Source organism: Oceanobacillus caeni, from assembly GCF_019037185.1.
GTDB classification, from domain to species: domain Bacteria; phylum Bacillota; class Bacilli; order Bacillales; family Amphibacillaceae; genus Oceanobacillus; species Oceanobacillus caeni.
Genome location: NZ_JAHHXM010000038.1, coordinates 23764 through 29880 on the forward strand (window position 1 = coordinate 23764; position 6117 = coordinate 29880).

Sequence of the window (6117 nt, forward strand, 5' to 3'; positions counted from 1 at the left end):
TATATATGCTTGTCCATTGGCTTGATATGTCCTAAATAAATAAAAAAAGTAGCTGAACCCACTTATCGGGATTCAACTACTCCTAATTTCTATTATCCATTATATTTTTTGAAAATTAAACTTACATTATGTCCACCAAATCCTAGTGAATTACTCATTACGATATTCACTTCTTGTTCACGAGCTTTGTTTGGTACATAATCTAAATCACAATCGTCATCAGGTGTTTCGTAATTTATAGTTGGTGGTACGATTCCATTTTGAATAGCTAACAGTGAAATGACAGCTTCAATTCCACCTGCTGCTCCTAATAAATGACCTGTCATCGATTTAGTAGATGAAACAACTAAATTACGGGCGTGTTCAGCAAATACCGCTTTAATTGCTTGTGTTTCATATTTATCATTTAATGCGGTACTCGTTCCATGTGCATTAACATAGTCTACATCTTCTTTGTTAATACCCGCATCAGATAATGCATGGTTCATCGCACGGGTTGCACCTTCTCCATTTTCTGCTGGAGCTGTTATATGATATGCATCACCAGTGGCACCGTAACCAACAATTTCGCCATAAATTTTAGCTCCACGTTCTAATGCTTTATCGAGGGCTTCTATTATTAGAATCCCTGCTCCTTCTCCCATAACAAATCCATCACGATTCTTATCAAATGGACGACTTGCAGTTTTAGGATCTTCATTTGTTGATAAAGCCTTAGACGATGAGAAACCAGCAAAGGCCATATCGGAAATAGGTGCTTCCGTTCCGCCTGTAATCATATAGTCTGCATCACCACGTTGAACTGCTTTAAATGCGTCCCCAATGGAGTTTGCGCCTGAGGCACAAGCAGTAACGGTACAAGAGTTGATACCTCTAGCACCGAGCTGAATGGATACCTGGCCCGCAGCCATATCTGGTATCATCATTGGAACGAAAAACGGACTAACACGACGAGGTCCCTTTTCCATTAAGATGGTATGTTGGTCTTCCCACGTTTTCATTCCACCAATTCCAGAGCCAATCCACACGCCAATACGGTCTCGGTTTTCATCATTTATATCTAATTTAGCATCTTCCACCGCCATTTTCGCCGCTGCTACCGCATATTGGGTAAATGGATCCATTTTCCTTGAATCTTTTTTATCCATAAATTTAGTTGGGTCAAAGTCTTTTACTTCTGCGGCAACTTTAGCAGGATATTTATCTTTATCAATCTTCGTTACAAAATCAATTCCTGATTTTCCATTAACAATGCTATCCCACATACTTTGAACATCATTACCAACGGGAGTAATTGCCCCTAAACCTGTAATTACAACTCGTCTTTTGTCCAATACGGATCCTCCTAACAATTCTCTATTTTCCCCAGCGTATAGCCATGGATCCCCATGTCAAACCACCGCCAAAACCTACTAAAACAATAATATCATCATCTTTTATTTTACCTTCTTTAAATGACTCTGATAGCGCAATGGCGATGGATGCTGCAGATGTATTTCCATATTTCTTAATTGATTGATTCATCCTATCCTCAGAAATTCCTAACCTTTGTCTAGCAGCTTCCATAATACGAATGTTCGCTTGATGAGGAATTAAATAATCTACATCTTCTTTCTTTAATCCCGCTTTTTCAATTACATTTACGGATGCTTCTGGCATTTTACGTACTGCGAATTTAAATACTTCACGGCCATTCATAAAAATATGGTTATTTGGATCTTCATACAGATGTTTTCCACCCGTTCCATCAGATCCTAGTTCATGCGCAAGAATCCCTCTTCCTTCCGATACTTCTCCAAGTACCGCCGCGCCAGCACCGTCCCCGAAAAGAACACATGTTGATCGATCGGTCCAATCCGTGATTTTAGACAGCTTTTCTACGCCAACTACTAGAATTTTTTTATAGGTTTTCGTCTCGATAAATTGTTTAGCAGTTGTTAGAGAGTAAATATATCCTGAACATGCTGCACTTACATCCATAGACGCTGCATTCACTGCACCAAGTTTCTCTTGAATCATACATGCTATAGATGGAAAAGGTGTATCCGGTGTAACCGTAGCAACTAGGATAAGGTCAAGTTCTTCCGCTTTTACATTGGCATCTTCTAATGCACTAGCAGCAGCATGAAATGCCATATCCGAAGTTTTTATATCATCATCTGCTATTCTTCTTTCCTCTATACCTGTTCTTGTACGTATCCATTCATCATTCGTATCCACTATTTTTTCTAAATCATGATTGGTTACCACTTTTGGTGGAACAAAATGTCCTAAACCTAAAAAACCAACACCCATTTTTCACCGCTCCTTAAAAACGTGATAAATATATATCAATTCATACAATCAATTATTATGACTTGGTACTAATTTTAATATATAAGGGTACACTTGGCAAGAAAAAATCATTAATAGCGGATAAGAAAACCCCCTCTTGTATGATACATACAACTAAGGCATTGGCCAAACTTAAAGCAAATGCCTAGTTTTCTAACCGCTCATTAGGAAGTAAAGAACTTTCTTTATAGTCTTCAACGGTTTTATTTAAGGTCTCAATAAAATCCTTAGGAATAACCTTATTAAATTCCCCTAGAGAAATTACTCCATCTTGAAAATCAAAAGTTAGAATATCACCTTCTAATTTTCCTTTATTGAATTTCTCCGCGGTAATCTCATAGAGCTTGTCCACTTGTTGAATCGTACTGGTTAAAACTGCATTTGGAGCAAATTCTAATTGATCTTCTACATAACCAATAGCATATAAGCCATCTTTTTCTACTTGTTTAATAACTTTTTCACTATATGCATTTCCAACCGGATAAAAAACATCGACATTTTCATTCTTCATTTTTTCATACATCGAATAAGCGGTCTCTGTATCGTCCCAGCCTTTGATATAATCTATTTTAACCTCTGCGTTTGGGTTTTGGTATTTTACCCCTTCATAAAAACCTTCAATTTCTGGTTGCCACAAAAATGCTGCTACTACTCCGACTTTATTCGTCTTCGTCATTTTTCCTGCAACCATACCACCAAAAAATCCCATTGCATGAGAATTAAAATTAAGGCTGGTAATATTCTCTCCGTAAATACCACCATTAAAATAAACAAAGTGAACATCCGGATAATAACGGGATAACTCAGAGAAATAATCCCCATACAAACTACTATGACCAAAAATAAGATTGACACCATCATAAACAAGTTCATCGACTGCTTTTCTTATTTCTTCTTCCGTATCAATATTTTCTTTATAATAAACATCTGTATCAAATTCCTCACCGATACCAAGTAAGCCCTCATATCCACTTTCATTCCATGCGTTGCCATCAATTGTACTATCTAAAAGCATACCAACATTTTGAATTTGCCCTGATTCAAAATAGCTGCATCCAGTTAAAAATAGGACCATTAGGCAGATAAACAAACTACTTTTAAACGTTCTCAAAATATTGGCACTCCAATCTAAGAATCACTTATCCTATCTTATTATATTTTATAACCTAAATACATTCGAGTAAACACCGGCATTATGAATAGTAAAACTTTTTATATCGTTTGTAATGTTTTTTCAAATCTGCTACGTATTTCTCTTTTGGTTCACTTTCCCTAATGTATATAGCATTCTTCCCAGGACTCTTCCTCTTTTCATGCCTTGAATGGACATAGAGTTCATGCGTTTCGCTAGGATTTTGAATCAACTGTAACAATACTGGAGTAAAAGAATGAATAGATAGAGCATTATTCTTAAATTCCTCAGAATCAAATGTTATCAACTTATTATGATGATAGATACCATTTTCATTCATTGGCATCCACTCCCCGAATAAAATTGGAGTATGAATAATAGTTAGGTCTGATGTCTCTTTTTTCTGAATCCCATTAATTGGTAGAAGCCATTTATTTTCAGCCTTAAATTCTTGAAAGTTTGGATTATCGCCTATAATAATACAAGTCTCATACTCCCTTTTTCCGTCATCTACCATTTGAAATTCACTATTTCTTCCAAAAAACATCAATAAATCATCTTGTAAGCTAGGGTTAATCATTCCATCTATTTTAAAATCGTGTTCGAGTAATGTATTTACAATATGAAATCCAATCCAATGATTACAATTCACAACTAATATCGACATTCCTATGTACCTCCTCTTAAATTTTACCTTTCTTTATTTTAATAGAAATAAAGCTTTTCCTTTACGCTCTCTTTTGATAAACTAGAATTATAATTACAAAATATAAAACTAGATATGAATAGTTAATTGTGGGGTGTAGTAATGCGATACATAGCATCTATTTTTTGGGCGGTTTTAATCAGCTTTGCTATTTCTTATGTATTGTCCAGTATGGGTGGAGAACCGTTTGTACTTTCTCATTCATTGATTTTAGCTGCATTATTCTCTATAGCAGTCTTTATTTTAGGTGACGGAATATTAAAAGAGGATAATTAACTTTTTAAAAAATGTTTAAATGGAAACCCTTGCCGCCAACTGGCAAGGGTTTAATTTGTTTTAATACCACGGTAATGCAGTAAGGGCAACTAACGCAGCTAATGGTAATACAAGTCTCGAAAATCTTCTTCTAGGATAAAATCCATATCCAGGAAATCCGTACCCAGGAAAACCGAATTGCCTTAACTCTTCCTGTTCACCCTGCATGTAATCATGAGAGTCGTTTTGGTAGTTACCGTGGGGATATTCATTCATCATTCCCGCACGAGGTGGATAACCTTGCATACTTCCCATCATGCCTGGCTGATGCTGGTAATCCATCGTTTGCTGCCCCATATGCCCTTGTTCAATTGGAATAGCAAAATAAGCATATTCCTCATCAAGGCCTGTTAAAATACCGTCAAATCTTTGACCATCGTTTGTTTCAGCTAGCACATAGGAGTGCATATGCTGTTTGCACAAATCATACATATGTTTATGTTTCATCTTTCAACCTCCTCACCATTTAGACTATTCATTAGCCTATTGGTTGGTGAATTATTTTTTGGAGGAGAAATTTATTCAAGTTAGGAGAGAAGGAATTGGATTTTTTTGAAAAAATATGGACTTTAATCGAGTACTTTATTTTGGGTTTAGTCCAAGGTATAACGGAACCTATCCCCATTTCATCTAGTGGCCATTTAATTATCTTCCGGGAATTATTCGGTATTGAAGCAGAAGGGCTTTCCTTTGAAATCTTTGTTAATTTTGCATCTTTATTAGCCGTTTTAGTTATTTACTGGGAAGATATCATTCGATTAATCAGGAATGGATACTTATATGTTTTTAAAAGGGAAAATGCTGCCAAAGATGACTTCCGTTTTATCGTATACCTAGTTATAGCCACTATTCCAGTCGGAGTCGTTGGTGTATTATTTGGAGATGTGATTGGAGAATCGCTTAGTAGCACAAAAATAGTCGGATACACTTTATTAATTACCGCTGTTGCATTATGGATTATTCGGAATCTCCGTGGTAGAAAAAATGATGGTGATTTATCAACAAAAGATGCCATTATCGTAGGTTTGGCACAAACAGTGGCCGTTACTCCTGGCATTAGTCGTTCGGGTGCAACTATTGTTGGATCTATGTTAGTGGGAATGAAACAAGAGACTGCATTACGATTTTCATTTCTATTATATATCCCAGTTAGTCTCGGAACAGGCCTACTTGAAATACCAGATTTAATTAAAAGTCCCGAATTCCAAACGATGCTAATACCACATATCATTGCATTCGTTACAACATTTATCGCAACCTATTTTGCGCTAAAATGGTTTATGGGAATCATGGCCAAAGGAAACTTAAAATATTTCTCCTATTATTGTGTTGTAGTAGGATTTTTGGTTATTTTCTTTTTGTAAAATATAGTTTTATTTACCTAAACAGCAGAGCATTCGTAGTCGAATTTGCTTCTGCTGTTTTTTATTCCTTTTAGGGGGGAATAGAATTTTCTCACGGACATTTGACGGTTTTCTCATTGGCGTTTTGGCCATGATATCTACTGTTATTGTATCAGTAAAGTAGACAATTTTAGAAAGTGTCCTATTCACTTGATAATCTTATAGTAGAAAAAGATAGAAATTAGGGGATGAATATGGCAAGACAACTAAAAAGATACAGTTATGAA

Annotated in this window: 7 protein-coding genes; 2 read left to right on the forward strand and 5 right to left on the reverse strand. The window is 35.9% G+C overall.

Annotated features, from left to right (window positions below):
• Positions 1 to 92: 92 nt before the first annotated feature.
• From fabF to KM885_RS15255, 4 genes are all read right to left on the reverse strand, one after another.
• Complete coding sequence (gene fabF / locus KM885_RS15240; protein WP_047186438.1) at positions 93 to 1334, reverse strand: beta-ketoacyl-ACP synthase II; 1242 nt, start codon at positions 1332 to 1334, stop codon at positions 93 to 95.
• A gap of 22 nt (positions 1335 to 1356) precedes the next feature.
• The gene (locus KM885_RS15245) at positions 1357 to 2295 is read right to left on the reverse strand and encodes a beta-ketoacyl-ACP synthase III (RefSeq protein ID WP_216884208.1); all 939 of its coding nucleotides are present in this window, start codon (positions 2293 to 2295) and stop codon (positions 1357 to 1359) included.
• 184 nt (positions 2296 to 2479) lie between these two features.
• Entirely contained in the window at positions 2480 to 3445 is a 966-nt protein-coding gene (locus KM885_RS15250) for a BMP family ABC transporter substrate-binding protein (protein ID WP_244987046.1), read from the reverse strand.
• 82 nt (positions 3446 to 3527) lie between these two features.
• Positions 3528 to 4133, reverse strand: a complete 606-nt coding sequence (locus tag KM885_RS15255) for a hypothetical protein (protein WP_047186441.1) — start codon at positions 4131 to 4133, stop codon at positions 3528 to 3530.
• A gap of 141 nt (positions 4134 to 4274) precedes the next feature.
• Here KM885_RS15255 and KM885_RS15260 point away from each other — a divergent pair, with 141 nt between their 5' ends.
• Positions 4275 to 4448 carry a DUF2929 family protein gene (locus tag KM885_RS15260; protein WP_084824118.1) on the forward strand — a complete coding sequence of 58 codons (174 nt, stop codon included), beginning with the start codon at positions 4275 to 4277 and terminating at the stop codon, positions 4446 to 4448.
• 60 nt (positions 4449 to 4508) lie between these two features.
• Here the strand turns inward: KM885_RS15260 and KM885_RS15265 are convergent, their stop codons facing one another.
• Complete coding sequence (locus tag KM885_RS15265; protein ID WP_216884209.1) at positions 4509 to 4934, reverse strand: hypothetical protein; 426 nt, start codon at positions 4932 to 4934, stop codon at positions 4509 to 4511.
• Between the two features lie 95 nt (positions 4935 to 5029).
• Here KM885_RS15265 and KM885_RS15270 point away from each other — a divergent pair, with 95 nt between their 5' ends.
• Positions 5030 to 5851, forward strand: coding sequence for an undecaprenyl-diphosphate phosphatase (locus KM885_RS15270; protein ID WP_216884210.1), 822 nt, complete (start codon positions 5030 to 5032; stop codon positions 5849 to 5851).
• Positions 5852 to 6117 lie beyond the last annotated feature (266 nt).